This is a genomic window from Flexivirga sp. G2 (genome assembly GCF_055397625.1).
Genome location: NZ_AP039675.1, coordinates 2,590,227 through 2,616,018, shown reverse-complemented (window position 1 = coordinate 2,616,018; position 25,792 = coordinate 2,590,227). Strand labels below are relative to the sequence as shown.

Below are 25,792 nucleotides of genomic sequence, written 5' to 3'. Positions count from 1 at the left end.
ATTTGCTCCCGGAAGGACCCCTGACCCCACGATGTCCCTGTTGACACCCGAAGCGAAGACGCACGTCGACCCTGCCGCGCAGGCGTCGGTGCCCGAAAGCTCCCGCGCCGAACGCAAGACGTCGTACGACGTCGCCGACTTCCCCGTGCCGCACGGCCGCGAGGAGGACTGGCGGTTCACGCCGGTCGACCGGCTGACCGGTCTGTTGGCCGACGAGCCGACCGCCGACGACGCGGTCACCGTCGAGGTCTCGGACCCGTCGGTGGTCGCCGAGCCGCTGGCCGCCGGTGAAGGTGCACGCGGCACCGCGCTGGTCCCGGGCGACCGTGCGTCGGTGCTCGCGCACGCCAACAGTGCCAAGGCGCTGCACCTGAAGCTCGCCGCCGAGACCGAGTACGACGAACCGGTGCGGGTGCAGGTGCACGGTGCGGCCGGCAAGCGTTCGAACGGCCACGTCGTCATCGAGGCCGGCGTCCACTCCAAGGGTCTGGTGATCCTGGAGCACACCGGTTCCGGTGAACACACGGCCAATGTCGAGGTCATCGTCGGTGACGGCGCACACCTGACCGTGGTGAGCCTGCAGCAGTGGGACGACGACGCCCTGCACTTGGCGCAGCACGAGGCGCGGGTCGGCCGCGACGCCACCTACCGGCACATCGCGGTCAGCCTCGGTGGCGCGATCGTGCGGATCAACTCCAACGTGAAGTACGACGGCCCGGGCGGCGACGCCACCCTGCTGGGTGTCTACTTCGCCGACGCCGGCCAGCACCTGGAGCACCGCACCTTCATCGACCACAACGCGCCGCGGACCAAGTCTCTTGTCACCTACAAGGGTGCACTGCAAGGCGATTCGGCCCACTCGGTGTGGGTCGGCGACGTGCTGATCCGGGCCGAGGCCGAGGGCATCGAGACCTATGAGCTGAATCGCAACCTGGTCCTCACCGACGGAGCGCGCGCGGACTCGGTCCCGAACCTGGAGATCGAGACCGGCGACATCGCCGGCGCCGGGCACGCGAGCTCGACCGGCCGGTTCGACGACGAGCAGTTGTTCTACCTGCAGGCGCGCGGCATCCCCGAGCCCGAGGCACGGCGTCTGGTGGTGCGCGGCTTCTTCGCCGACGTCATCAGCAAGATCGGTGTTCCCGCGGTCGTCGAGCCCCTCATGGAGGCGATCGACGCCGAGTTGGCCGCCGGGGGCAATGCATGAGCGAGATCGACGAGGTCGTGACCGAGGAGTTCGTCCGGGTGTGTGAGCTCGGCGAACTCGCGGTCGACGAGCCCGCCCTCGCCGAGATCAACGGTGTGCGCGTCGCGCTGGTCCGCGACGGGCAGGACGTCGTACGCGCCGTCAACGACACCTGCAGCCACGCCAACGTCTCGTTGTCCGAGGGTGACGTGGAGGGCTGCACGATCGAGTGCTGGCTGCACGGATCCCGTTTCGACCTGAACACCGGTGAGCCCACCGGCCCGCCCGCAACGGCGCCCATCGCCGTCTACCCCGTACGAATTCAGGACGGTGACGTCTTCGTCGCCGTTCCGTCGAGCTGAAGAAGAGAGCTGGAATTACATGTCAACGCTGGAGATTCGCGACCTGCACGTGTCCGTGGACACCGAGAAGGGCAGCAAGGAGATCCTCAAGGGCGTCAACCTGACCGTGAACTCGGGGGAGACGCACGCGATCATGGGCCCGAACGGCTCGGGCAAGTCGACCCTCGCCTACAGCATCGCCGGACACCCCAAGTACAACGTCACCAGTGGCACGGTCACTCTCGACGGTGAGGACGTCCTGGCGATGTCGGTGGACGAGCGGGCCCGCGCCGGTCTCTTCCTGGCAATGCAGTACCCCGTCGAGGTCCCGGGCGTGACGGTGTCCAACTTCCTGCGCACCGCCAAGACCGCGATCGACGGTGAGGCACCGAAGCTGCGCACCTGGGTCAAGGACATCAAGCAGTCGATGAGCGACCTGCGGATGGATGATGGCTTCGCCGAGCGCGGCGTCAACGAGGGCTTCTCCGGTGGTGAGAAGAAGCGCCACGAGATCCTGCAGCTGGAGCTGCTCAAGCCGAAGATGGCGATCCTCGACGAGACCGACTCCGGCCTGGACGTGGACGCGCTGCGCATCGTGTCCGAGGGTGTCAACCGGGCGAAGGACGCCACTGACGCGGGCATCCTGCTGATCACGCACTACACGCGAATCCTGCGCTACATCAAGCCGGACCACGTGCACGTGTTCGTCAACGGCCGAGTCGCCGAGGAGGGTGGCCCCGAACTGGCCGACCGCCTCGAGGCCGAGGGCTACGACCGCTTCCTGACGCCGACGGCCTGAATCCGTCAGGGCGACATACGTTTCGGAGCGAGTGAGGAGATGACCGAAGTGACCGGGTTCGATGTCGAGAAGTTGCGCAGCGACTTCCCGATCCTGGCGCGGACCGTCCGCGACGGACGACCGCTGGTCTACCTGGACTCCGGTGCGACCTCGCAGAAGCCGCGGGCCGTGCTCGACGCGGAGCGGGCGTTCTACGAGCGGCACAACGCTGCCGCGCACCGTGGCGCCCACCAGCTCGCCGAGGAAGCGACCGAGGCGTTCGAGGGAGCGCGCGAGACCGTCGCGCGGTTCGTCGGCGCCTCCACCGGCGAGGTCGTCTTCACCAAGAGCGCGACCGAATCGATCAATCTGGTCGCGTACGCGTTCAGCAACGCATCTGCGCCGGGGGATCTCGGGATCCCCGGGGCGGACCCGGCGGTGACCGAGCGTTTCCGCATCGGGCCCGGTGACGAGATCCTCACCACGGTGATGGAGCACCACGCGAACCTCGTGCCGTGGCAGGAGCTGGCGCGGCGCACCGGCGCCACGCTGCGTTGGATCGAGGTCACGGACGGTGGCGAGCTCGACCTGAGCAATATCGACGAGCTGATCAACGAACGCACGAAGATCGTTGCGGTCGCGCACGTTTCGAACGTCCTGGGCACGATCAACCCCGTGCAGCTGATCGCCCGCAAGGCACAGTCCGTGGGCGCGATCACCGTGCTCGACGCGTGCCAGTCGGTGCCGCACCTGCCGGTCGACTTCGCGTCGCTCGGCGTCGACTTCATGGCGTTCAGCGGACACAAGATGCTCGGGCCGTATGGCGTGGGAGTCCTCGTCGGTCGCCGAGAGCTGCTCGACGCGATGCCGCCGTTCCTCTACGGCGGCTCGATGATCGAGCTGGTGCGGATGGAGGGTTCCACCTACGCGGCGCCGCCGCAGCGTTTCGAGGCCGGTGTGCCCAACGAGTCGCAGGCCGTCGGCCTCGCCGCTGCATGTGACTACCTGTCGGCACTCGGCATGGACGCTGTTGCAGCTCATGACCGGACGATCACTCGAGCGGTGCTCGACGGTCTGGCGGAGCGCCCCTGGGTGCACGTGCAGGGTCCGCTCGACGTCGAGAAACGCACGGGCGCAGTGGCTTTCGTCATCGACGGCGTGCACCCGCACGACGTCGGTCAGGTGCTGGACGACTCCGGAGTCGCCGTCCGCACCGGCCACCACTGCGCCTGGCCGCTGCACCGGGCCAGCCGGATCACCGCGACGACGAGGGCGAGCTTCGGTCCCTACACCACACTGGACGAGGTACGTGTCTTCCTCGAGGCACTCGATCGCGTCCCCGACATCTTCGGGGTGGCGGTCTGATGGACCTCTACCAGGAGCTCATCCTCGACCACTCCAAGAACCCGACGCACGCCGGACTGCGTGAGCCGTATGACGCGCAGGCCCATCACGTCAACACCACCTGTGGTGACGAGGTGACGTTGCGCGTGCACGTGACCGGGACCGGCGACGACGCGAAGGTCGAGGACGTGTCCTACGACTCGCTCGGCTGCTCGATCTCGGTGGCGTCGGCATCCGTGCTGGCCGAGGAGGTCATCGGTCACTCGGTCGGCGAGTCGCTGCAGACGTTCGCGGCCATGCGGCAGATGCTCACGTCGAAGGGGCAGGATCCCGGCGATGAGGAAATCATCGGCGACGGCGTGGCGTTCTCCGGAGTGTCCAAGTACCCCGCGCGCGTGAAGTGCGCACTGCTGCCGTGGGCGGCATACACCGACGCGCTGGCGCAGGCCGGCGTCGACATCAGTTCCGTCACCACCAGAAAAGGAGCGTGAGCCTGATGGCTGACGTAGCCACTCCGCCGAACGTCGCGGACGTCGAGGAGGCGTTGCGTGACGTCGTGGACCCCGAGCTCGGCATCAACGTCGTGGATCTCGGTCTGGTCTACGGCATCACCGTCGACGCCGACAACAACGCCGTCATCGACATGACACTCACCTCGGCGGCCTGCCCGCTGACCGACGTGATCGCCGATCAGACGGCAAGCGTCCTGGAGGGACTCGTGGAGTCGCACCGCATCAACTGGGTGTGGATGCCGCCGTGGGGCCCGGACAAGATCACCGATGACGGGCGCGAGCAGTTGCGCGCGCTCGGCTTCAACATCTGACGGACCGCCGAACCCCACGGGGCGCAGGTCACCAATGGTGGGCGACGTCGATCACCAGGCGCTGTCCCAGTGGGTCCTGGAGCACGAACGCCCGCATGGGCAGGCGAGCACGGACGCCGAGACCGAAGGTCGTGTGACCCTCGAACGACGAGACGTACGCCAGCTGGCGGAACGTCCGGAAACCGGCGACGTTCGCAGCGTGCCGGGGATCCGCGGGCCGGTAGGTCGGACGCCCCTGGGAGTCCGTTGCCGCCGCGTTGACGTCGATCTGCAGGCGGGCGCCGCCGCTGAGCGGCACCGGTACGCCGGACGGGCCGGACACGGCACTGACGTACCGCACCCGGTAGCCGGTGCTCCGGCCACTACCGCCGAGATCGATGACGATCCGGTCGTAGCACGTGTGCTGACCGGTGTGGGCACCGCGCACGGTGTCCGACGTGAGCGCAGCCGCGACCTTGTCGGTCGAGCCCCAGGTGATGCCGCAGTATGGCGCTGCATGCGCCGTACCCGAGGCTGCCAGGGGCAATACGGTGGCTGCAGTCAGACCGCACACCGCAAGCGCAGCCTTGCTGCGTATGCCCCGAATGATGGTGTGAGACATGACGTTTCCTTCCTTCCTGCACGCCACGGAATGTGGTGTGCAGAAAGGACGCCGTCGTCATACCCGAGGTTGCTCCTGTTCCCAGGAAAATGTGAGCTGGGTCACAGGCGTCATTCGACGCTGGCCGCGTCGAAGGTGTTGCACGCGTTCAGGCTGCCCTTGTCGTAGCCGATCTTGAACCACTTCTGCCGGGCCGCGGACGATCCGTGGGTCCAGGTCTCCGGGGTGACCCGGCCCTGCGCCTTCTGCTGGATCCGGTCGTCACCCACCGCGGCAGCCGCCGACAGTGCGGAGTCGATGTCCTGCGGGCTGATCTTCTTCAGCAACGGGTCGATCGTCACGCCGTTCTGGCCGTTGCGGGAGCCGTCGGCATACGAGACCCAGATGCCGGCGAAGCAGTCGGCCTGCAACTCGGTGCGCACCGAACCGGACTCGGCGCCCTGCGGGTCCTGCTGAGCGCGACCGAGCAGCCCGAGGATGTCCTGGATGTGGTGGCCGTACTCGTGCGCCAGCACGTATTCCTTCGCGAGCTGGCCGCCGTCCGAGCCGTACTGGCTCTGCAGCTCCTGGAAGAAGCCCGCGTCGATGTAGACCTGCTTGTCCAGCGGGCAGTAGAACGGGCCCATCTCCGTGGTCGCCGTGCCGCAGCCGGACTGCATCTGGCCGGAGAAGACCTTGGTGGTCGCGGGGGTGTAGTCCTTCTTCGCGGCGATCGGCAGGTAGACCTTCCAGAACCCCTCGACGCTGGCGACCGTGCCCTTGATGAGGCACAGGTCGTTCTTGTTGGCGTCGGCACCGGTTTTGCACTCGTCGAGTTGCTGCTGGATGGCGTCGCCGCCGGAGTCGATCTGGTTCTGGCCGTAGGGATTGTTGGCCTGGTCGCCGGTGATCTGGCCCGGGAAACCCCCGCTGCCGCCGGACCCGCCGGTCAGGTCGCCGCCGAACAGGACCATCAGGATCATCACGATCACACCGCCGACGCCACCGACCGCCACACCGCCGGGCATGCCGATGCCGCCGCCTCCGCCACCACCGGAACTACCCCCGCTGGAGACGTCGCCGGTGCCGATCCCCGCGTTGTCATTGAACGTCACGGCCGGTTTCCCTTCGCTTCCGCGGCGCCGTAAACGGATTGGGGCGCCGCTGACCCTGGACGTACACTAGCGAGTGAACGGCTTCGGGCGCCTGAAGCACGCGCCGGCAACGGCGTACGCGGCGGGCGCCTCGGCATGTGAGCCGCCTGCGAGCTTGAAGGGAACGACGTTGATCACCGCACAAGGGATCGAGCTGCGTGCGGGGTCTCGGATCCTGTTGCAGGATGCGACGTTCCGGGTCGCAGCGGGTGATCGGGTCGGCCTGGTCGGTCGCAACGGCGCCGGCAAGACGACCTTGACCAAGGTGCTCGCGGGTGACGGACAGCCCGCGGCCGGCACCGTCACCTCGTCGGGTGAGATCGGCTACCTGCCGCAGGACCCGCGCACCGGTGACCTGTCGATGCTGGCGCGCGATCGGATCCTGTCGGCCCGTGGCCTGGATGTCGTCATACGTGACCTGCGCGCCGCCGAGAAGGCGATGGCGGACGAGAACGACGACAAGCGCGAACGCGCCATGCGCCGCTACGCCCGCCTGGACGCGGAGTTCCTCGGCAAGGGCGGGTATGCCGCCGAGTCCGAGGCCGCGTCCCTGGCGTCGTCGCTCGGCCTGCCCACCCGCATCCTCGAGCAGCCGCTGGAGACGCTGTCCGGTGGTCAGCGTCGCCGGGTCGAGCTCGCCCGCATCCTCTTCTCCGGTGCGGAGTCGTTGCTCCTCGACGAGCCGACCAACCACCTGGATGCCGATTCGGTGCACTGGCTGCGCGATTACCTGAAGACCTACTCCGGTGGGCTGATCATCATCAGCCACGACGTGGAGATGCTCGACGAGGTCGTCAACCGGGTGTTCCACCTGGACGCCAACCGCGGCGAGATCGACCAGTACAACGTCGGCTGGAAGACCTACCTGAAGCAGCGCGAGACCGACGAGCGCCGGCGCCACCGGGAGCGGCAGAACGCCGAGAAGAAGGCCTCCGCCCTACTGGCCCAGGCCGAGAAGATGCGTTACAAGGCGACCAAGGCGACCGCCGCGCAGAACATGATCCGCCGCGCCGAGCGCATGCTCGACGGAGCCGAGGGCACCCGCCAGCAGGACAGGGTGGCCAAGCTGCGCTTCCCGACGCCGGCCGCATCCGGGAAGACCCCGCTGATGGCGGAGGGCCTGTCCCGGTCGTACGGCTCGTTGGAGATCTTCACCGACGTCGACTTGGCGATCGACCGCGGTTCCAAGGTCGTCGTCCTCGGCCTGAACGGAGCCGGCAAGACGACGCTGCTGCGGATCCTCGCCGGGGTCGACCAGCCGGACACCGGTGAGGTGCAGCCGGGGCACGGCCTCAAGCTGGGCTACTACGCGCAGGAGCACGAGAATCTCGACGTCGACCGCAGCGTCCTCGACAACATGAAGTCGGCGGCACCGGACCTGGACGAGACCGAGACCCGCAAGGTGCTCGGCTCGTTCCTGTTCAGCGGTGACGACGTCGAGAAGCCGGCACGCGTGTTGTCCGGTGGCGAGAAGACGCGGCTTTCCCTTGCGCTGCTTGTGGTTTCGGCCGCGAACGTGTTGCTGCTGGACGAGCCGACCAACAACCTCGATCCTGCGTCGCGCGAGGAGATCCTCGGTGCGCTGCGGGCGTTCGAAGGAGCAGTCGTGCTGGTCACCCACGACCCGGGTGCCGTCGAGGCGCTCGAGCCGGAGCGCGTGCTGCTGCTGCCGGACGGCGTCGAAGACCTGTGGGGTCCGGACTACCAGGACCTCGTCGAACTCGCCTGACCCAGCGGCTACTTCTGCCGGGCGCGGTGCGCGGCGGCCTTCATCCGGTTCTGGCATCGCGTGGAGCAGAACTGCCGGGTGCCGTTGCGCGAGCTGTCGACATACACCCGGTCGCACCGATCGGCGGCGCAGACGCCCAGCCGGCCGATCTCGTCGACGCCGAGCGCCATGGTGAGGCCGGCGGCGAGGCCGGCCGCCCAGCCGGGGCCGAAGTGGTTGCTGGGCCCGTGGAAGTGCAGGTGCCACGTCCCGTCGGGGTCCGGGTTGAGCTGGGGTCGGGCGCCGGTGCGCCCGAGCAGATCGTTGGTCAGTTCGGCCGCGCGGGTGGTGTCACCGTCGTCCGCTGCCTCGAACACCCGCCGTACGTCGGTCACGGTGTCGACCAGCACCCGGGCTCCGGCAGCCGGCACCGCAGGCGTGCTGCCGTCGAACGACAAGGCCTCGCCGATCGCCGTTCGCAGCGCCGACCCGGTCGGCACGACGACCTCTCGTCCGCCGTCGAGTCCGGGTGTGAGCCGGTTGACGAGGCGCGTCGCCGCGGTCAGTAGCCGTTCAATGTGACTGTCGAAACGCACTTGACCAGTTACTCCTGTTCGCTCTACGGTTCTCGATGTGACTGGTGAAAGCTTAGACGACAGTGATGCGCGTTTCCACCCTCTCGGTGCGTGGCAGTTGCTGTCCCGCGGCGCCAAGGGTTTGCTCATCGCTCGGATGGTCAACCGGCTCGGTGGCTTCTCGATGGCGTTCCTGTCCGTGCTGCTGACCGAGGAACTGCACGAGTCGGTGCAGACGACGGGGCTCATCGTCGCGGCCTTCGGCCTCGCGACGATCCCGTCGCGCCTTGCCGGAGGGTGGCTGCTTGATTCCATCGGCGCGCGTCCGACGATCCTGCTCGGGCTGATCGGTTGTGCGACAACGCAATTCGTGCTCGCCGCTGCGACCACGACGGCGATCGCGGTCGTCGGCGCGATAGGACTCGGCCTGTCGTACGAGCTGATCGAGCCGCCCACTCAGGGGATGATCGCGGACGAGAGCGACGAGGACACCGGTCCGGCGCTCTTCGGCCTGCTCTTCGTGTCGATGACCGTCGCAGCGGTCGCCGCCGGCGGAGTGGCAGCGGTGGTCGCCGGCTGGGACCTGCGACTGCTGTTCGTCATCGACGCCCTGAGCTGCTTGTCCTGTGCCGTGGTGATCCGCACGCTGCTGCCGGCTCGCGCAGCGCGCCATACGAACCGTCCCGTCGCGCGGCCGTGGCGGGACCGGAGATTCGTGGCGATCTTCGCGGTGTCGACGATCTTCACCCTCGTCCACATGGTGGTTGTCTTCGGTATGCCGCTGACGGTCGCCGACCGCCGGATCGGCCTGTGGGTCATCGGTGTCGAGACCGCCTTGTCGGCGGTGGTCGCGGTGCTGGCCCAACCGTTGTTGCGTGTCGATGCGCTCGTGCGGGGGAGCGGGCAGCTCGCATTCCCAGTCGGATTCGCCGGTCTGGCGCTGTCGATCGGTTGTCTCGCCGCTGCACAATCGGCCGCGCTCGTCCTGCTGTCCGGCGTGATCGGCGCGGTGGCCGAGGTGCTGCTGATGAGCAACCTGTATGCGCAGGTCTCCCGGCTCGCGCCGGAGGGTCTGGCGGGCCGCTACCTGGCAACCTTCGGCATCAGCTGGGGGATCGCGACGACGATCGCACCACTGGTGCTCGGTGCAGCGCTCGAACCGGGCAACGGCGTTCCCCTCTGGCTCGGGACCGCCGCCGTCGCACTGGGCCTGGCCGGCGTCGCACCCGCGACGAGCCGCCTGGTGGGAGGCCCACGGCATACTTCTGGGCTCGTGGTTGTTGCCGACTGACGGACCGACGCGCGTCGGCCGACCCCGGAGGAGGACGATGAGCAACTGGCAGGTGATGCACTCACTGACCCGTCAGTCGAGCGACATGTCGAAGCTGCAACCGGGCACGACCCGGCGCGTGCTGACCTATGCGCGGCCCTATCGGCGCCAGATCGCGACGTTCCTCGTCCTCGTCGTCATCGACGCACTCCTCGTGGTGGCAACGCCGTTGATCCTCAAGGAGATCGTCGACAGGGGAGTCGGTGACAAGAACACCTCACTCGTGGTCTGGCTCGCTGCCGCGGCGGCCGTGGTTGCCATCGTCGACGCGGTGCTCGGGGTCGTCGAGCGATGGCTGTCGGCCACCTTGGGCGAAGGTCTGATCTACGACCTGCGACGGGAAGTCTTCGGCCACGTGCTGCGCCAGCCGATCGCGTTCTTCACCCGGGCACAGACCGGGGCGCTCGTGACGAGGCTGAACTCGGACGTGATCGGTGCACAGCAGGCGTTCACATCCGTCATGTCCAACGTCGTGTCCAACCTGGTCAGCGTCCTGGTCATAGTCGTCGCGATGGCCGCGCTGTCCTGGCAGATCACCCTTGCCGCACTACTGCTCGTGCCCTTCTTCCTGATTCCGACGCGGATCATCGGACGCCGGGTGGCGGGCCTCACCCGCGGGCAGATGACCGAGAACGCCGATCTCGGGGCACGGATGACCGAACGCTTCAACGTGGCGGGCGCGCTGCTGGTCAAGCTCTTCGGCCGGCCGGAGCAGGAGGACACCGAGTATGCCGAGCGTGCTGCGAAGGTCCGTGACTACGGCATCAGCATCGCGGTGCAACGGGCGATCTTCCTCGTCGGGCTGACCTTGCTGGCGACACTGGCGACCGCCGTGGTCTACGGAATCGGTGGCGTGATGGCCGTGCACGGTGCGCTGACCATCGGCACACTGCTCGCCCTCGCCGCGTTGCTCGGCCGGCTCTATGCACCGCTGACCCAGCTCTCCAGTGTGCGGGTCGACGTGCTGACCGCATTGATCTCGTTCGAGCGCGTCTTCGAGGTGCTCGACCTGAAGCCGCTGGTGGCCGAGGACCCGCAGCCGGTCGCGCTGCCGGCCGGGCCGGTGGGGGTCGAATTCGACGACGTGGTGTTCAGCTACCCGACCGCCGACCAGGTGTCGATCGAGTCGCTGCAGACAGTGCTCACCCGCGACAAGGGTGACGGTTCGACTGTGCTGCAAGGGATTTCGTTTGGGGCGCAGCCCGGTCAAATGATCGCGCTGGTCGGCCCGTCGGGTGCGGGGAAGACCACCACCATCGGTCTGGTCTCCCGCCTCTACGACCCGACCGCCGGCGTGGTGCGCATAGGCGGGCAGGATCTGCGGAAGGTCTCGTCCGAGTCCCTGCGGGACCGGGTCGGTGTCGTCACCCAGGAAGCGCACATGTTCCACGACACGATTCGCGCCAACCTGCTCTACGCCAAGCCGGACGCGAGCGACGCCGATCTGGAGCGCGTGCTGCGCGAAGCACAGGTCTGGGACCTCGTCAGCCGACTGCCCTACGGCCTGGACACGATGGTCGGTGATCGCGGACATCGGCTGTCCGGGGGAGAGAAACAGCGACTCGCGATCGCCCGACTCCTGCTGAAGGCACCGTCCGTGGTGGTGCTGGACGAGGCGACCGCGCACCTGGACTCCGAGTCCGAGGCGGCCGTGTCCCGCGCACTCGACTCGGCGCTCGCCGGGCGTACGTCGATCGTGATCGCGCACCGCCTGTCCACGATCAGGGACGCCGATCTCATCCTGGTGATGAATCAGGGGCGGATCGTGCAACAGGGAACGCATGAGGAGTTGCTGGCCGCGGGCGGCACATATGCCGACCTGTACCACACGCAGTTCCGTGACCAGCCGGTGAAATCCCCTGCGCCGGTGACGGACTGAGTGCCGCTACGGTCGGCGGTATGACGACATCGCAGCTGGTCCACCTGCAGGCCGCCGACGGGATCGCGACCATCACGCTGGACAGCCAGCACAACCGGAATGCCCTCAGCAAGCAACTCGTCACGGAGCTGGCCGAGGCACTGGCCACAGCGGATGGCGACGACACGGTCCGTGCGGTGCTGCTCACTGCGGCCGGCACGGTCTTCTGTTCCGGTGCGGATCTGTCCGAGGCCAAGGACGGCGGGATGGAGCAGGGTGCGCACGCACTCGTGGCGCTCCAGCGACAGATCCTGGCGTCGGCCAAACCTGTCGTCATACGACTGCACGGACCGGTGCGCGCGGGCGGTCTGGGGCTGGTCGGAGCGGCGGACATCGTCATCGCGGCGGACACCGTCACCTTCGCGTTCACCGAGGCGCGGCTCGGCCTGGCACCCGCGCTCATCTCGCTGACGACGCTGCCTCGGATGACCAGCCGGGCTGCTGCCCGCACCTTCCTGACGGCCGAATCCTTCGACGCAACAACGGCGGCCGAGGTTGGACTGATCACCGAGGCGGTGCCCGCCGACCGGTTGGATGTGACCGTGGCCGGTGTGTTGGAGCAACTCACCCAGGCGAGTCCGCAGGGCCTGCGGGAGAGCAAGGCCCTGATCGCAGCGCCGCTGCTCGCGAACATCGACGCGCACGGCGTCGAGATGGCCGAGCTCTCCGCGCGGCTGTTCGGATCGGACGAGGCGAAAGCGGCGATGCAGGCGTTCCTGGAGCGAAAGAAGCGGTCGTAGCGAAGCAGGAGGGGCGGGCTATTCGTCTTCCTCGTCCCAGATCCGGACCTTCTTCGGCTTCCTCGGCCGGGCCGGTTTGGGGCCGTTGACCGCTTCCTGCTCCTCCTTCCAGCAGCGGTAGAACATGAAGACGATGCCGCCGATCGCTCCCGCCCACCACTGCAGTGCGTAGCTGAAGTTGATGCCGGCATACGTCGCGGGGCTCGGTTTCGGCAGCGGCGCCAGGCCATGGCGGGTGGTGGCATTCGCGGGCTTCTCGGACCGCATCAGCACGTAGCCACCGGTCAGCAAATCGACCTTGGTCCGTGAGGCGATGGTGTCCAGATTGATCGACGACACCTGGCCCGGCACCCGCTGGTTGTCGGTCGCCGGCTCGCCCGGCCGCAGCCAGCCGGTCACGGTGACAGTGCCACCCGGAGTCGGCGGGACGGACGTCGGTGCGGCCGCCGTGCGGCCGTTGTCGAGCCAGCCACGGTCGACCAGCACCGTCGGACCGTCCGCCTGGTGGAACGGTATGACGAGCTCGTACCCGAACGTCCCGTCGTTGGGGCGGTTGCGCACGAGCAGCTTCTTCGGGGCGTCGTAGTGGCCGACGAGTTTCACCTGCCGCCAGGTGTCGTTCGGTGACAACTTCGTGTCACGGCCGGCCAGGATCGACGTGACCGCAACGGGTTCGGCGTCATAGTTGTCCGACAGCTGGTGCTGGGACAGCGTCTTCGCCTCATAGCGGTGCCACTGCCATCGACCGAGGAAGACACAGGCGACGGCCCACACGACGGCGATCAACAACCACGTCAGCCAACGTCGGGTAAGGAGCCTGCGGAGCACCCACAGACCGTAACTGGCCTACCCTGGAGACATATGACCAGCCTCGACAAGACGGCCATGAGCCTGCCGGACACTTTCGGTCGTGTCGCCACCGATCTGCGCGTGTCGCTGACCGATCGATGCAACCTGCGCTGCACCTACTGCATGCCCGCCGAGGGACTCGACTGGTTGCCCAGGCCCCAGATGTTGACCGACGACGAACTCGTCCGAGTCGTCGACATCTTCACCCGACTCGGGGTGCGCTCGATCCGGCTCACCGGGGGAGAGCCGCTGCTGCGTCGCGGCCTGCCGGACGTCGTCCGCAGGTTCGCCGAGCTCGAGCACGCACCGCGGATCGCCATGACCACCAACGGGATCGGGCTGGATCGCCTCGCGCAACCGCTTGCCGAAGCAGGCCTGGAACGCATCAATGTCTCCTTGGACACGGTGGACCCCGAGCGGTTCAAGGCGTTGACCCGCAGGGATCGCTTCGCCGATGTCGAGAACGGCATCAAGGCGGCCCAGGACGCCGGACTGAAGCCGGTCAAGATCAATGCGGTCGCGATGCACGACCCCGAGGGCAAGGACAACCCCGCGGACCTGCTGCAGTGGTGCCTGGATCGCGGGCTGGAGCTGCGCTTCATCGAGCAGATGCCGTTGGACGCCGGGCACACCTGGGAGCGGCAGACGATGCTGACCGCGCGCGAGCTGCACGAAACGCTCGGCAGCCGCTTCGAGCTCACCCCGATGCCGGACGGCACCCGTGGCAGCGCCCCTGCCGAGCTGTTCCTCGTCGACGGCGGCCCTGACACCGTCGGTCTCATCGCCAGCGTCACGGCGCCGTTCTGTGCGGCCTGTGACCGGGTCCGCCTCACCGCCGACGGCCAGGTCCGCAACTGCTTGTTCGCGCGGGACGAGGGCGACCTGCGCGGCCCGCTGCGTGCCGGCGCGAGTGACGAGGAGCTCGCCGACGTGATCCGCGCGACGATGCTGGCCAAGCGTCGTGGCCACGGCATCGGCGAGCCGGAGTTCCGGCAGCCCGATCGCCCGATGTCCTCGATCGGCGGATAGTAGAGACGATCAGTCGGTCGGCGGCAACTCGTCGATCCCCTTGATCTCCAAGGGAAAACCGCGGAAGCTCAGGAACTCCGACAGTGTGGTGCGGTGCTCGTCGCACGCCAGCCACGTCTTGTGTCGGCCCTCGTCGTGGATCTTCGGGTTGCGCCATACCAGGGCGTAGGTCGCGTCGCGGCGACACCCCTTCGCGCTGCACTGAGTCACCTGATCGGGTGCGTCCCCGGGCAGTCTCATCGGCTGTGGCCGTGCAACTGGCGGCGCTGGTCGGTGACCATGCCCCGCCCACGAACCTGCTTACGCTTCTGGTTCGCGGCGTTGGCGCCGATCACGGCGACCTCAGGCAGCAGGACGGCCAAGCCGACACACACCCAGCGGGCCGGGCCCTCGAGGACGTACGCGAGCACGAAGGCAAGGGTTCGGATGCCCATGGCGATCGCGTAGTTGCGCATCCGGGTGTCGAGGTCGTGCTTACCCGGCATCGGCAGGTCTGTTGCCGACTGCACAGAGGGTTGGTTCTTCCGGCGCGCCACGTCTTCCAGTCTAGGCGGGTCGTCACGACACGCCGTGCGGGCTACCGCCTGGTAGTCCAATAGCCTGTGCATCCGGGTCCGTCCGGGCCACCACACCACCGAACCAGGGAGAGCGCCAGATGCCGCAGCACGTGTTGATCACCGGGGGTAACCGAGGCATCGGTCGGGCGATCGCAGAGGCATTCGTCGCGGCCGGGGACGACGTCGTCGTGACCTCACGCAGTGGCTCCGACGGCCCCGAGGGTGCGACGACGGTCGCCTGCGACGTGACCGACACGGCGTCGGTGGACGCGGCGTTCACGGCCGCCGAGGAGCACTTCGGTGGGCCGGTCGAGGTGGTGATCGCCAACGCCGGCATCACGCAGGACACCTTGCTGATGCGTATGTCGGACGAGGACTTCGACGCGGTTCTCGAGACCAACCTCACCGGTGCCTTCCGCTGTGCGCGCCGCGCGACGAAGGGCATGATTCGGCGCAAGGGCGGCCGAATCATCTTTGTTTCCAGCGTGGTCGGGCTGCTCGGCGGCCCCGGGCAGGTCAACTACGCCGCCTCCAAGGCCGGTCTGGTCGGTATGGCGCGCTCGATCGCCCGGGAGATGGGCAAGAAGGCGATCACGGCGAACGTCGTCGCTCCCGGTTTCATCGACACCGACATGACGCGTGCGCTGCCCGAGGCGCAGCGCAAGGCGTATGTCGACTCGATCCCGGCGGGCCGGCTCGCGGAGCCCGACGAGGTCGCACAGGTCGTGCGTTTCCTCGCGAGCGACGCGGCGGGCTACATCAACGGCGCCGTCATACCGGTCGACGGTGGCCTCGGCATGGGCCACTGACCGGCATACCGACCCGAACACACGACAGCACACAACACCGAACCGAGGGAGTCGACGTGGCAGGCATCGTCGAAGGCAAGCGACTGTTGATCACCGGAATCACGATGGAGTCCTCCATCGCGTTCCACGTGGCCAAGATCGCCCAGGAGCAGGGCGCCGAAGTCGTCATCACGTCGTTCGGCCGGGTCATGCGCATCACGCAGACCATCAGCAAGCGGTTGCCGAAGCAGCCGGAGCTGCTCGAGCTGGACGTCACCAACTCCGAGGACCTCGACAGCCTCGCGGATCGTCTCAAGGGGGCCGGGTTCGACTCGCTGGACGGTGTTCTGCACTCCATCGGCTTCGCGCCACCGGGCGCGTTCGACTTCATGACGGGCACCTGGGAGGACGCTGCGACGGCGCTGCAGGCATCGGCATACTCACTGAAATCCCTTGCTGTTGCTGCACTTCCGCTGATGACCGAGGGATCGTCCCTGGTGGGTCTGACGTTCGATGCGAAGTTCGCCTGGCCGGTCTACGACTGGATGGGTGTGGCCAAGGCGGCGTTCGAATCGACGAACCGCTACCTCGCGCGTGATCTCGGCCCCCAGCACGTGCGCTCCAACCTGGTGTCGGCGGGGCCGCTGCGCACGACGGCGGCCAAGTCGATCCCCGGGTTCGAGCAGTTCGAACAGGTCTGGGGCGAGCGGGCGCCGCTGGGCTGGGACATCACGGACCCGACTCCGGCCGCGCAAGCCTGCATCGCCCTGCTGTCCGACTGGTTCCCGGCGACGACCGGCGAGATCGTGCACGTCGACGGCGGCGTGCACGCGATGGGTCAGTAGGTCACCACTAGCATCGTCGCCATGGACACCTCGGACGGGGCGACAGTCGTCGGGGCCCGGATTCTGCGTGGCCCGAACCTCTACTTCACTCGGCCGGCGGTCAAGCTGACGCTGCGGCTTCCCGGGTACCTCACGGCGGACCAGGACGGGCTCAAAGCACTCGCCGCGGAGATTGCGGTGCGCGCGAAGGACACCGGTCGGCCGGGCAGTGAGGCCCGCCGCGGCGTGGTGTTGCGCATCGTCGAGCGGGCGGTGCGTCTGCTGATGCGCGAGGCCGGCGTCGTCCGGATCGGTGTGCGGGTCCGCCCGGGCGAGTCGCCTGATGAGGTCATCGTCGTCATCGCGCTCAACAACGCCGGCCGGGCCCGGGTGGTCGCCGACGTCATCGGACCACTGCTGACCGACCTGCTCGGCAACGAACCGGTGGCCGAGGTGTTCCGGCGGGCCGGCGCCGAGGTGCGCGCGCAGCCGCCGGGGGAGCGCGTCCGCGCGCTGCGGCCGAGGGTGCCTGTGGTGGCCGTGACGGGCACCAACGGCAAGACCACGACGACCCGGCTGATCGCGCATCTGGGTATGACGGCTGGTCGACGCACGGGCTGGAGCTCCACGGACGGAGTCCTCGTGCAGGGCGAGGTGGTCGAGACGGGTGACTACTCGGGGCCCGGCGGCGCTCGTGCGGTGCTGGATGCCCCTGGAGTGCAGTTCGGCGTGCTGGAGACGGCGCGTGGCGGGATGCTGTGGCGCGGGTTGGGCACGGCGCACAACGACGTTAGCGTCGTGACCAATGTCAGCGCGGATCACCTGGGAATGGACGGGATCGACACACTCGACCAGCTCGCAGAGGTGAAGGCGATCATCACCAAGGTGACCAAGCCCAAGGGCTGGGTGGTGCTGAACGGGGACGACCCGCGGGTGTGGGCAATGCGCGGCACTGCGGGTGGCCGGCCCTGGTGCTTCAGTCTCGACCCGGAGTCGCCGTCGCTGCGGGAGGCCCTCGATGGACACGGTCGAGGCATCACCGTCCTGGACGGCTACATCGCGGTGCTGCATCCGGGGGCGTCGCCGGACCGGCTGATCCGGCTGGTGGACGTGCCGATGACGTTGTCCGGGCTGTCGGAGCACAACATCGCCAACGCGTTGGCGGGTGCGGCGGCCGGCCTGGGTGCCGGACTGCCGAGGGAGGCCGTCGTCGAGGGACTGCGTACCTTCACACCGGATCACCGGCTCAACCCGGGGCGGATGAACATCTACTCGGTGTCGCTGCCCCAGGGCGGTATGGCGACCGTCGTCCTCGACATGGCGCACAACGAGGCCGGTCTCGACGCCCTGCTGCGGGTCGGACGTGGGCTGGTGCGGCCGGGCTCGCAGCTGCAGCTGGGGCTCGGAACCGGTGGCGACCGCACCGACGAGATTCTCGTCCGGATGGGGGAGATGGCCGGGCTGGGTGCTGATCGTGTCCAGATCCAGCACAAGGAGCATTATCTGCGTGGCCGTTCCATGGAGGAGCTGGAAGGCCTGCTCCGAGAGGGACTTTCGCATGTCGGTGTGCTGCCGACGGCTTCGTGGCCCGATGAGTTCAGTGCGCTGACCGGGCTCATTGCTGCCGCTCATGACGGCGATGTCCTCGCGTTGATGACGCACTCGCACTGGGCGCAGTTGCACCAGTGGCTGATGGGACATGGCGCGACGTCGGACAGCGCCTCCGTCATACGACGTAAGGCGGTGGGTGCGCGCGGTGAGCACGAGGCCGAGTCGGAGATCGCCGCGCTGTGGGCGATGGAGGACGACGATGCGCGGATCGACGCGGCTTTCGAACTGCGGCAACGGTTTCCGAAGGACGGCCGGGTGCTCTACGAACTCGCCGGAGCCCATGATTCCGCAGGTCGTGAGGCGGACGCGTTGGAGTGGTACGGCAAGGCGCTGGCGTTGCGGCTCGACGAGCCGTATCGGCATCGGGCGCAGCTGCAGCAGGCGTCGACGTTGCGGCACCTCGGGCGGCTGGAGGAGTCCCTCGCCATACTCGACCGATTGGCGGCAGATTATCCGGACGAGAGCGCTGTGGTGTTGTTCCGTGCGCTGACGTTGCACGATCTGGACCGCGACACCGAGGCATTGCGAGCAGTGGCAACGCAATTGGTGGCGACCAGTGCTGAGCCTGACGTGCAGCGGTATTTGGGCTCGCTGACGAGGTTCACCGACGAGATCGGTCAGTAGTGCCTCTCCCGATGCACAGTGACGGCACGGCGGAAGCCCTTGCGCTGATTGAGAAGTGCGTCGGTCGGCACGTGACGGCTGTCCGGCGCGTGCGCTATGTGCACCGGGGCGCTGTGCTCGAGGAGCACGGCATCGTCGAGTTCACCTTCGACGACGGGCAGGTGCGCTGTCTCGATGCCGGTCATGACGGGGAAAGGCTCACCGTGCGTGACGGCCGATGGGTCGACCCATTTGCGGAGCCGCTCTCCGACGAGAACCGTGAGTTTGTCCGGGTGTCAGGAAAGTGGACTGCGTTCGAGATCGACGAGCGCGACGAACTCTGGCAAGTCGTCGGTGAAGTCCTTGAAGACGTCGAACCGCTGTGGCAGTTCGGGCACACCCTGGTTGGTGTCGGACTGACCTTCGGCCGGTTGAGTTTGGTGGCGAAAGTCGTCGCGGACACGCTGCGACTGACGTGGGAGACGGCTGCGCAGTGATGGCGTGCGCGGGAGTTGATCGGCTGTTCCTGGGCAGGTAGCGACGCTCGAATGATATTCCGGTTGTTGTGGTTTCGCCTCCGAGGGTTGTCGGTGGTTGGGTTTAGACTCGAACACAGATAGCAACCACGAGTGGACGGGTGGAGGTGGTGGGCGTATGACGTCGGAGAACGACAGTCGGGTGGTGGATCTGTCCGGTGTGCCTGGTCCGGTGGCGGATGCGCTGATCTGTCTGGTGGGCGAGCTCGGCGGCGACGCGGGGGCGGCGGTGCGGGAGGGTCGGGTGTCGCGGGAGCACTTGGGGGATGTGGTGCAGGCTGCGGAGGTGGTGAAGGGGTTCGCGGATGCTGTGTCGTTGGATGCGACGGCGGCGTTGGTGGCGGACGTGTGCGCTGATCATGGTGTGGGGGTTGATGATCCGCGGTTCCCGGCGAAGGTTGCGGCGCATCGTAAGCATGCGTGTCGGGCGGTGGTGCATGAGGTGCAGTTGTTGACGGGTGGGACGTTGCCGGCGGCGCGGGATCGGGTGCGGTTCGCGACCGCGATGCCGGAGCGGGTCGGTGCCGCGCACGGGTTGTTGCGGGCGGGTGGGTGTTCGTGGGAGCGGGCCAGGGTCGCCTACGCGGAGACGGCTCATCTGGATCCGGTGGTGGCGGGTGCGGTGATCGGCCGGTTGTTGGCGCCGCCGGAGCGGACGACGGCTGCGGCCGGCGATGGCGGCGGTTGTCCGGTGCCGTTGTCGCACAGTGGTTTCCGGGCCAGGATCCGTCGGCAGTTGGCGTTGGTGGAGTCGGCGGCAGCGGACCGGGAACGCCGGCATGCGGAAGCCGTCGAACGGCGCGATGCGTGCACCTTCCCTGGCCGGGATGGAACGGCGGTGTTGCAGGTGTCCGGGGATGCGGCGAAATTGTTTGCGGCGCAGCAGCGGATCACCAGTCTGGCCAAGGCTGCTCGTGCCGGCGGTGACGGGCGCACCCTGGCGCAACTGCGTGCGGACATCGGCATCGACTTGTTGTTGCGTGGCACGGTCGCCGGGGACGACCGCCTGGGCACTGCACCCGCAGGCCGGTTGCACGTCATTGTCCCGCTGGCGGCGTTGTTACCCGAGGATCTGGTGGCCGCGCAGCGATTGGCCGACGGGACCGGTGCTGCGGGCATTTCCAGCGCTGCGGGGTGCGGGCTCGGGGAGGTCCCCGGCCTCGGGTTCCTGTCTCCGGCGCAGGTGCGGGAGGTCGCGGTGCAGGCGGGGTCGACGTGGGCACGGTTGGTGACCGACCCGGTGACGGGCGCTGTCATCGATGCCGCGCGCACGTACCGGGTGCCGGCCGGCATGAACCGGTTGGTGCAGGGTCGGGATCACACGTGCCGGGCACCAGGTGACTGCGGGGTGTCCGCGGCGGATGCGGACGTGGACCACGACACCGAATACGTGCCCGGTGCAACAGGATCGGGTCAGGGTGCGACGCATCCGGGCAATCTGCATGCGCTGCATCGCGGGCACCACAACGCCAAGACGGGCCGGTTCTGGTCGAGTCGGCAACACCAGGATGCGTCGATCACCTGGCAGACACTGACCAGACGGTTACGAACGATGGTGTATGACCACGACCGGCCGGGTGATCGGTGTCCACCGTTCGTGAGCCGGATGGAGCAACAATTCGGGATCCGGTTGGCGCTGTGCCGCGAACACGACCTGATACCCAACGTCTTCACCGACGTGGACGACCTGCACCTACTCACCGGGCGCGATGACGAGCGTGCGTCGACGGACCACGTCCACGGCGGCTCGTCGTGTGACAGCGAGCCGCGTCGTCAGATCCCGGGACGGGTCCAGTACTTCCGACCAGTACGCAAGATCACGGTCGAGATGCCACACCCTCCGCCACCGTTCTGAGGGCTGTGGTTGCCGCTGGATCTACTCGGCTGTCGTCAGTCGAGGGTGAAACCGAGATGGGTGTAGAGCGCCGATGCCTCCACCGCGGTGGCATCCACTCTCAGGCTGAGCCCCGACGGGCACTCAGCCCATGCCGCTTGGACCAACACCCTGCCCACGCCACGACGGCGCGCCTGCGGGATGACGAACAGATCGATGATGAACGCGCCCTTCGGGATGTCCGGCCACGGCGCATCGGAGACCGTCAAGATCGCACCAACCAATTCGTCGCCGCACCAGGCGCCTAAGGATGCGTTCGTCAGCCACCGTCCGTAGACGCCTCGCCACGAGGACATGATGTCCTCGGCCGCCTCAGGGGACGTCATCTGGTTTGTCGTGCCGAAGTATGTTCGCCAATAAGCGTGCCCAACTGATTCAAGATCGGCCTCCGTGATGGGCCGGAGCCCGACCCCATTCGGAATCCGGATCTCCGCAGCCGTCCACGGACCTGACAGCATGACGGCGTTCGGCATGTGCCGACCATACTGACTCAGATCGCCCCGTTTCGAACGGTTTTCGTGTCCGTCACCCCCGCCGCGCCGGTCACCTCGTTGCGGCTCGAGTACGGAGCCATCACTTACCGAGCGCTCACAATCTTCTGTCACACGTCACACGTACCGTTCCCAGGTGGCGGACAAGAGACGGCAGCCTGATCGATGGGTCGGTGCCCTGACGACACTCGCAACGCGTGGGCCGGACTCGCTGCGCTGGATGCTCGTCGGCAGCGCGGGCTGGATGGCCGCGCGAACCTGATCCGCCAGCACCTGAGTCGAACCGGAACAGATCGACAACTTCTCCGGCGTGCTCTCAGCGGGCGGAACCTATCTGTGCGCGCGGCCGGACCATCGGATTCGTAGCACGCGGATTCAGGGCAGCTCACGGAAGCGGTCGTGCAACTCGGGCAGGAAACCGGCGAGATGATTCATCTCCGTGGCGCAGTGCTGCACCATGTCGCGGCCGAGAGTCGACGGCATGGCGGCTCCCGTGATCCGAGCAGGTATTGCGGAAAGACCGCGCCGGACAAGCGAAGTGGCGACGAGGGCCGCCCAGAACGAGCGGGACGGGAGCTCGAGCACGCTGACGTCGTTCAGGAAGAATCGGCTGCGCATCTCCGATCCGTCAGCGGTCGGGCGGACCTGATGCACCAGCCAGCCGATGCCGATCGGATAAGCACTGAGCGTCACCCTCGCGCAAACGTGCAAGGTTCCGGAGACACGAGAGATGCCCATCCGTTCCGGATCCACGAACCGGATCGCCAAGCGGTGCAACCGCTTTCCGATGTACTCGTCGACATACGACACGTTGCCGACATACTTCTGCCGGTCGGTGAGGCCCGGCAGCAAACCACGGTCCTCCCCGAGAGCGGCGAACTGGTGCGCCGTCGGATGCCAGAGCTTGTACCGGCTCGTCTCACGGCTGTGCCAGCCGAACCACCAGTCCCACATCGCCGCGGACACGCCGGGCATCGCGGTGTGCACCGCGACGAAGATCTGCCCGCTCCGCAACCTGGTCCAACCGGTCTCCACGGCCTCGTGCCCGGGCCGTGCCAGTCGGTCCGCGACTTCGTCGACGCCGTAGCCGAGCTCGGCCGGCACCTGACCGCCGGCGAGCACAGCCGCGACGTGTTCCTGCTTCGGACGCGGCGACGGCCGGAAGTACTCGGCGTACGGCAACGTCGTGTCCTCGTCGGCGAGCCCGAGGTGCCGAGGAGTCCGGTTGTATGCCGAGGGGAGTGGCGCCCGGTCCACCTCCGTCTCGACATACCTCACTGGTCGGGAAGTTGCTCGCGCCACTCGCTGTCCTCGGCCGCGGACGCCTCGGTGGCATCGGTGGCCAGTTGCTGCGGATCCAGGTCCGGATCACCCGGCTGGTCGTCGTCGGTCCGAGCACCCGCATTCGCCTGGTGTGTGAAGCTTTCCAGCTCGGTGAGGACCGCGCCGTGCTGGTCCACGCACAGCATCACGAGATCGCCCGGGTTGGCGAGATGGACCGACTGCCGCGTCGCTTCGAGTTCGTCCAGGACGGTGAGGACCTGCCGGCAACGAGCCCCGTCGGCCATCGCCTCGCGCACACCCTCCTCGACCAGGGCCGCGGCCTCACCGGGCGCACGGCGGCGCAGGTTGTCGTCCTCACGCAGCACGAGCACGTCGAAGTACTGCGCCGCCGCACGGCCGAGCTCGCGAATGTCGTCATCGCGCCGGTCGCCGGCTGCCCCGACCATGCCGATCCGGGAGATGCGATGATCCGCCGCGCCCTGCCGCTGGTCGACATACCCCTGCACGAACTCGCCGAGCCGGTGCATCCCGGGCGGGTTGTGGCAGTAGTCGACGAAAACCTCTGCGTGGTTGACCTCCACGCGGTTCAACCGGCCCGGCGACAGGTAGTACGACGTGGTGAACGTCCGCAGTCCCTGTCGTATGTCGTGCAACGGTGCGCCGGCCGCGAAGGCGGCGCCCGCTGCGGCGAGCGCGTTCGCGACGTTCATCCGCGCGGTGCCACCGAACGTCGACGGCAGCAGATGCGTCCAGGCCAGTGGCATCGAACGACGGCCCTGCTTGAGCACGATCATCTCGCCGCGGTCGGACGGCTCGAGCACCACGGCGCGGGCACCACGGCGGCATTTCTCGTCGATGAACTCGCGCACCCGGCTGCCCGGCGGTTCCATCGAGAACCACACGATGGTGCCCGAGCAGCGTCGGCGCATCGCGCGGACGAGCGGGTCGTCGGCGTTCAGCACGGCATACCCGTCGCGCGGAACAGCTTCGACGACAACGGATTTCACCCGGGCAAGTTGCTCGAGGGTGTCGATGCCGTGCATCCCGAGGTGATCGGGCTGGATGTTGGTGACGATCGCGATGTCGTTGCGGTCGTAGCCGAGACCCTCGCGCAGGATCCCGCCTCGCGCCACCTCCAGCACCGCGAAGTCGACCCGGGGGTTCTGCAGCACCATGCGCGCCGACCGCGGTCCCGAGGCGTCCGCCTTGATGACCAGTCGCTCGTCGATCACGATGCCGTCGGTGGACGTCATACCGACCTTGCGGCCGAGGCTCTTCATGATGTGGGACAGCATGCGCGAGGTCGTCGTCTTGCCGTTGGTGCCCGTGACAGCGACCACCGGGACGCGCGACGGGGAGCCGGGCGGGAAGAGCAGGTCGACCACCGGCTTGGCGATGAACTGCGGCTCACCGATCGTCGGGTGCGTGTGCATCCGGAAGCCCGGCGCAGCGTTCACCTCGCAGATCGCACCGCCGGTCTCACGCACCGGCGCCGTGATGTCGGGGCAGATGAAGTCGATGCCGGCGACGTCGAGACCGATGAGTTGTGCTGCCTCCTCGGCGATTTCGACGTTGTCTGGGTGTGCGTCGAAGGTCCGGTCGATCGAGATCCCACCGGTCGACATGTTGCCGGTGAGAGCGAGCTTCACTATCTCGTCCTGCGGCGGGACATCGCTCATGGCGTAGCCCTGCTCCCGGACGAGCTCCACCGCTGCATCGTCGACGACGATCCGGGTGAGTACCTTCTCGTGGCCGACGCCGCGCCGCGGGTCGGCATTGGTGGTGTCGACGAGCTCCTGAACCGTGTGCTCGCCGTCGCCGATCACGTGCGCCGGAACGCGTTCGGCGATTGCCGCCATCCGTCCGCCGATGATCAGACAACGGTAGTCCTTGCCGGTGATGAAGGATTCGACCTGCACGATGCCGCGGCGGCTCTGTCCCGCGGCAAGTGGGAAGGCGTCTCGGACCTCGTTCTCGGAGGTGAGGTTGAGGATCACGCCCCGCCCGTGATTGCCGTCCAGCGGCTTGACGACGACCGGGAAGCCGATCGTGGCGGCTGCCTCCGCTGCGCCGTCCGCCGAGCGCACCGTGATCGCCTTCGGCACCGGGAGTCCCGCGGAGCCGAGCAACGTGGCGGTGAGGTTCTTGTCACCCGCGATGTCGACTGCCAGCGCCGAGGTGCGGGAGGTCATGGTGGCGCGAATGCGCTGGGCATGGACACCCTGGCCGAGCTGCACGAGAGAGTACTGATTGAGCCGGTGCCACGGTATGTCGCGACTGACCGCCTCCTCGATGATCGCGGCCGTGGACGGGCCGAATGCCTTCTTCCCGGCGGCGCGCAAGAAACGGTCGAGCTCCGACTGATAATCGAACTCGCTTGTGGGAGCGAGCAGTTCGTTGACGATCCGCACCGCCAGCTCACCGGCGGAGACCCCGACCCGCTCGTCGAAGTAGCCGAAGATCACGTTGTAGACGCCCGGGCGGCCCTTCTCGCCGCGAGTCTTGCCGCGCCGCATGTCGTGGCCGGCCTCCTGCTGCAACTGCAGCGCGACGTGCTCGGTGACGTGCCCCAGCCAGGTGCCCTCGCGCAACCGCTCGACGAAGCCGCCGCGATGTCCGCGCGAACAGGTGTGTTCGCTCAGCCCCGGCAGCCACTCCAGCAGGCGATCGGTGAATCCGGGCAGCCTGTCGGTCGGGAAGTCCTCCAGCTCACCGAGGTCGACGAGCAGATGGACCGCCTGGTCGTACGCCCAGACGTTCGGGCCCCGGTAGACCCGGGTGCGCAGGACCTTCAGCTGTCCATCGGTCGGCGACCCTTGCATGGTTGCTGCTCCTCTCGTGGGCGGGGA

At 67.7% G+C, this 25,792-nt stretch carries 27 protein-coding genes; 17 read left to right on the top strand and 10 right to left on the bottom strand.

Features of this window, described 5'->3' with window-relative positions; genetic code table 11:
* Positions 1-31 precede the first annotated feature (31 nt).
* The 6 genes from sufD to ACZ50J_RS12725 are packed head-to-tail and all read left to right on the top strand — an operon-like array spanning position 32 to position 4,472.
* The gene (gene sufD / locus ACZ50J_RS12750; protein ID WP_464297526.1) at positions 32-1,207 is read left to right on the top strand and encodes a Fe-S cluster assembly protein SufD; all 1,176 of its coding nucleotides are present in this window, start codon (positions 32-34) and stop codon (positions 1,205-1,207) included.
* Positions 1,204-1,548 (top strand): non-heme iron oxygenase ferredoxin subunit, encoded by a 345-nt coding sequence (locus ACZ50J_RS12745; protein WP_464297525.1) that lies wholly within the window; start codon positions 1,204-1,206, stop codon positions 1,546-1,548. The genes sufD and ACZ50J_RS12745 overlap by 4 nt, the downstream gene beginning before the upstream one ends.
* 19 nt (positions 1,549-1,567) lie before the next feature.
* Entirely contained in the window at positions 1,568-2,326 is a 759-nt protein-coding gene (gene sufC / locus ACZ50J_RS12740) for a Fe-S cluster assembly ATPase SufC (RefSeq protein WP_464297524.1), read from the top strand.
* A 39-nt stretch (positions 2,327-2,365) separates the two neighbouring features.
* Positions 2,366-3,670: an aminotransferase class V-fold PLP-dependent enzyme gene (locus ACZ50J_RS12735; protein WP_464297523.1), complete on the top strand. Its 1,305-nt coding sequence runs from the start codon at positions 2,366-2,368 to the stop codon at positions 3,668-3,670.
* On the top strand, positions 3,670-4,140 hold the full coding sequence (gene sufU, locus ACZ50J_RS12730; protein ID WP_464297522.1) for a Fe-S cluster assembly sulfur transfer protein SufU: 471 nt from the start codon (positions 3,670-3,672) through the stop codon (positions 4,138-4,140). The genes ACZ50J_RS12735 and sufU overlap by 1 nt, the downstream gene beginning before the upstream one ends.
* A 5-nt stretch (positions 4,141-4,145) precedes the next feature.
* Entirely contained in the window at positions 4,146-4,472 is a 327-nt protein-coding gene (locus tag ACZ50J_RS12725; protein ID WP_464297521.1) for a metal-sulfur cluster assembly factor, read from the top strand.
* Positions 4,473-4,500: 28 nt separating this feature from the next.
* On the opposite strand, the gene ACZ50J_RS12720 is transcribed toward ACZ50J_RS12725, so the two are convergent.
* Together ACZ50J_RS12720 and ypfJ are read right to left on the bottom strand one after the other, a co-directional pair.
* Positions 4,501-5,073, bottom strand: a complete 573-nt coding sequence (locus tag ACZ50J_RS12720) for an AMIN-like domain-containing (lipo)protein (protein ID WP_464297520.1) — start codon at positions 5,071-5,073, stop codon at positions 4,501-4,503.
* 110 nt (positions 5,074-5,183) lie between these two features.
* Entirely contained in the window at positions 5,184-6,167 is a 984-nt protein-coding gene (gene ypfJ, locus ACZ50J_RS12715) for a KPN_02809 family neutral zinc metallopeptidase (RefSeq protein WP_464297519.1), read from the bottom strand.
* Between the two features lie 169 nt (positions 6,168-6,336).
* Between ypfJ and ACZ50J_RS12710 the strand changes: the two genes are divergently transcribed.
* Positions 6,337-7,935, top strand: coding sequence for an ABC-F family ATP-binding cassette domain-containing protein (locus ACZ50J_RS12710; protein ID WP_464297518.1), 1,599 nt, complete (start codon positions 6,337-6,339; stop codon positions 7,933-7,935).
* An 8-nt stretch (positions 7,936-7,943) separates the two neighbouring features.
* Here the strand turns inward: ACZ50J_RS12710 and ACZ50J_RS12705 are convergent, their stop codons facing one another.
* Positions 7,944-8,510, bottom strand: coding sequence for a CGNR zinc finger domain-containing protein (locus tag ACZ50J_RS12705; RefSeq protein WP_464297517.1), 567 nt, complete (start codon positions 8,508-8,510; stop codon positions 7,944-7,946).
* A gap of 37 nt (positions 8,511-8,547) precedes the next feature.
* Between ACZ50J_RS12705 and ACZ50J_RS12700 the strand changes: the two genes are divergently transcribed.
* Genes ACZ50J_RS12700 through ACZ50J_RS12690 form a run of 3 tightly spaced genes read left to right on the top strand, consistent with a single transcriptional unit; the run spans position 8,548 to position 12,477 of the window.
* The gene (locus ACZ50J_RS12700; RefSeq protein WP_464297516.1) at positions 8,548-9,780 is read left to right on the top strand and encodes an MFS transporter; all 1,233 of its coding nucleotides are present in this window, start codon (positions 8,548-8,550) and stop codon (positions 9,778-9,780) included.
* Positions 9,781-9,817: 37 nt separating this feature from the next.
* Positions 9,818-11,698 (top strand): ABC transporter ATP-binding protein, encoded by a 1,881-nt coding sequence (locus ACZ50J_RS12695; RefSeq protein ID WP_464297515.1) that lies wholly within the window; start codon positions 9,818-9,820, stop codon positions 11,696-11,698.
* 20 nt (positions 11,699-11,718) lie between these two features.
* Entirely contained in the window at positions 11,719-12,477 is a 759-nt protein-coding gene (locus ACZ50J_RS12690; protein ID WP_464297514.1) for an enoyl-CoA hydratase family protein, read from the top strand.
* Positions 12,478-12,495: 18 nt separating this feature from the next.
* Here the strand turns inward: ACZ50J_RS12690 and ACZ50J_RS12685 are convergent, their stop codons facing one another.
* Entirely contained in the window at positions 12,496-13,305 is an 810-nt protein-coding gene (locus tag ACZ50J_RS12685) for an SURF1 family cytochrome oxidase biogenesis protein (RefSeq protein ID WP_464297513.1), read from the bottom strand.
* 33 nt (positions 13,306-13,338) lie between these two features.
* Here ACZ50J_RS12685 and moaA point away from each other — a divergent pair, with 33 nt between their 5' ends.
* A complete protein-coding gene (moaA, locus tag ACZ50J_RS12680; protein WP_464297512.1) occupies positions 13,339-14,355 on the top strand; it encodes a GTP 3',8-cyclase MoaA in 1,017 nt (338 codons plus the stop codon).
* Between the two features lie 9 nt (positions 14,356-14,364).
* Here moaA and ACZ50J_RS12675 read toward each other — a convergent pair whose 3' ends face one another.
* Positions 14,365-14,595, bottom strand: a complete 231-nt coding sequence (locus ACZ50J_RS12675) for a hypothetical protein (RefSeq protein ID WP_464297511.1) — start codon at positions 14,593-14,595, stop codon at positions 14,365-14,367.
* Entirely contained in the window at positions 14,592-14,891 is a 300-nt protein-coding gene (locus ACZ50J_RS12670) for a DUF3099 domain-containing protein (protein WP_464297510.1), read from the bottom strand. Before ACZ50J_RS12670 ends, ACZ50J_RS12675 begins: the two co-directional genes overlap by 4 nt.
* Positions 14,892-15,010: 119 nt before the next feature.
* On the opposite strand from ACZ50J_RS12670, the gene ACZ50J_RS12665 reads away from it, so the two are divergent.
* From ACZ50J_RS12665 to ACZ50J_RS12655, 3 genes are read left to right on the top strand one after another with little or no spacing between them, the layout of a single operon-like run.
* A complete protein-coding gene (locus tag ACZ50J_RS12665) occupies positions 15,011-15,721 on the top strand; it encodes a beta-ketoacyl-ACP reductase (protein WP_464297509.1) in 711 nt (236 codons plus the stop codon).
* A 56-nt stretch (positions 15,722-15,777) separates the two neighbouring features.
* Positions 15,778-16,545, top strand: coding sequence for an enoyl-ACP reductase FabI (fabI, locus tag ACZ50J_RS12660; protein WP_464297508.1), 768 nt, complete (start codon positions 15,778-15,780; stop codon positions 16,543-16,545).
* 21 nt (positions 16,546-16,566) lie between these two features.
* Positions 16,567-18,759 (top strand): tetratricopeptide repeat protein, encoded by a 2,193-nt coding sequence (locus ACZ50J_RS12655; RefSeq protein WP_464297507.1) that lies wholly within the window; start codon positions 16,567-16,569, stop codon positions 18,757-18,759.
* Here the strand turns inward: ACZ50J_RS12655 and ACZ50J_RS12650 are convergent.
* The gene (locus tag ACZ50J_RS12650) at positions 18,753-18,944 is read right to left on the bottom strand and encodes a hypothetical protein (protein ID WP_464297506.1); all 192 of its coding nucleotides are present in this window, start codon (positions 18,942-18,944) and stop codon (positions 18,753-18,755) included. The genes ACZ50J_RS12655 and ACZ50J_RS12650 overlap by 7 nt on opposite strands.
* An 87-nt stretch (positions 18,945-19,031) precedes the next feature.
* Between ACZ50J_RS12650 and ACZ50J_RS12645 the strand changes: the two genes are divergently transcribed.
* Both ACZ50J_RS12645 and ACZ50J_RS12640 read left to right on the top strand, forming a co-directional pair.
* Positions 19,032-19,235, top strand: a complete 204-nt coding sequence (locus tag ACZ50J_RS12645) for a hypothetical protein (RefSeq protein WP_464297505.1) — start codon at positions 19,032-19,034, stop codon at positions 19,233-19,235.
* A 157-nt stretch (positions 19,236-19,392) separates the two neighbouring features.
* Positions 19,393-21,129: an HNH endonuclease signature motif containing protein gene (locus ACZ50J_RS12640; protein WP_464297504.1), complete on the top strand. Its 1,737-nt coding sequence runs from the start codon at positions 19,393-19,395 to the stop codon at positions 21,127-21,129.
* 35 nt (positions 21,130-21,164) lie between these two features.
* Here ACZ50J_RS12640 and ACZ50J_RS12635 read toward each other — a convergent pair whose 3' ends face one another.
* Positions 21,165-21,641, bottom strand: coding sequence for a GNAT family N-acetyltransferase (locus ACZ50J_RS12635; RefSeq protein ID WP_464297503.1), 477 nt, complete (start codon positions 21,639-21,641; stop codon positions 21,165-21,167).
* Positions 21,642-21,795: 154 nt separating this feature from the next.
* On the opposite strand from ACZ50J_RS12635, the gene ACZ50J_RS12630 reads away from it, so the two are divergent.
* Complete coding sequence (locus ACZ50J_RS12630; RefSeq protein WP_464297502.1) at positions 21,796-21,921, top strand: hypothetical protein; 126 nt, start codon at positions 21,796-21,798, stop codon at positions 21,919-21,921.
* Between the two features lie 113 nt (positions 21,922-22,034).
* On the opposite strand, the gene ACZ50J_RS12625 is transcribed toward ACZ50J_RS12630, so the two are convergent.
* On the bottom strand, positions 22,035-22,961 hold the full coding sequence (locus ACZ50J_RS12625) for a DAPG hydrolase family protein (protein ID WP_464297501.1): 927 nt from the start codon (positions 22,959-22,961) through the stop codon (positions 22,035-22,037).
* Complete coding sequence (gene cphA / locus ACZ50J_RS12620) at positions 22,934-25,765, bottom strand: cyanophycin synthetase (protein WP_464297500.1); 2,832 nt, start codon at positions 25,763-25,765, stop codon at positions 22,934-22,936. Before cphA ends, ACZ50J_RS12625 begins: the two co-directional genes overlap by 28 nt.
* Between the last annotated feature and the right edge of the window lie 27 nt (positions 25,766-25,792).

Coding starts and splice junctions, on each gene's coding strand:
- sufD (WP_464297526.1), top strand. CDS start 32: ATGTCCCTGTTGACACCCGAAGCGAAGACGCACGTCGACCCTGCCGCG.
- ACZ50J_RS12745 (WP_464297525.1), top strand. CDS start 1,204: ATGAGCGAGATCGACGAGGTCGTGACCGAGGAGTTCGTCCGGGTGTGT.
- sufC (WP_464297524.1), top strand. CDS start 1,568: ATGTCAACGCTGGAGATTCGCGACCTGCACGTGTCCGTGGACACCGAG.
- ACZ50J_RS12735 (WP_464297523.1), top strand. CDS start 2,366: ATGACCGAAGTGACCGGGTTCGATGTCGAGAAGTTGCGCAGCGACTTC.
- sufU (WP_464297522.1), top strand. CDS start 3,670: ATGGACCTCTACCAGGAGCTCATCCTCGACCACTCCAAGAACCCGACG.
- ACZ50J_RS12725 (WP_464297521.1), top strand. CDS start 4,146: ATGGCTGACGTAGCCACTCCGCCGAACGTCGCGGACGTCGAGGAGGCG.
- ACZ50J_RS12720 (WP_464297520.1), bottom strand. CDS start 5,073: ATGTCTCACACCATCATTCGGGGCATACGCAGCAAGGCTGCGCTTGCG.
- ACZ50J_RS12695 (WP_464297515.1), top strand. CDS start 9,818: ATGAGCAACTGGCAGGTGATGCACTCACTGACCCGTCAGTCGAGCGAC.
- ACZ50J_RS12690 (WP_464297514.1), top strand. CDS start 11,719: ATGACGACATCGCAGCTGGTCCACCTGCAGGCCGCCGACGGGATCGCG.
- moaA (WP_464297512.1), top strand. CDS start 13,339: ATGACCAGCCTCGACAAGACGGCCATGAGCCTGCCGGACACTTTCGGT.
- ACZ50J_RS12675 (WP_464297511.1), bottom strand. CDS start 14,595: ATGAGACTGCCCGGGGACGCACCCGATCAGGTGACTCAGTGCAGCGCG.
- ACZ50J_RS12665 (WP_464297509.1), top strand. CDS start 15,011: ATGCCGCAGCACGTGTTGATCACCGGGGGTAACCGAGGCATCGGTCGG.
- ACZ50J_RS12655 (WP_464297507.1), top strand. CDS start 16,567: ATGGACACCTCGGACGGGGCGACAGTCGTCGGGGCCCGGATTCTGCGT.
- ACZ50J_RS12650 (WP_464297506.1), bottom strand. CDS start 18,944: ATGACCGGCATCGAGACAGCGCACCTGCCCGTCGTCGAAGGTGAACTC.
- ACZ50J_RS12640 (WP_464297504.1), top strand. CDS start 19,393: ATGACGTCGGAGAACGACAGTCGGGTGGTGGATCTGTCCGGTGTGCCT.
- ACZ50J_RS12635 (WP_464297503.1), bottom strand. CDS start 21,641: ATGCCGAACGCCGTCATGCTGTCAGGTCCGTGGACGGCTGCGGAGATC.
- cphA (WP_464297500.1), bottom strand. CDS start 25,765: ATGCAAGGGTCGCCGACCGATGGACAGCTGAAGGTCCTGCGCACCCGG.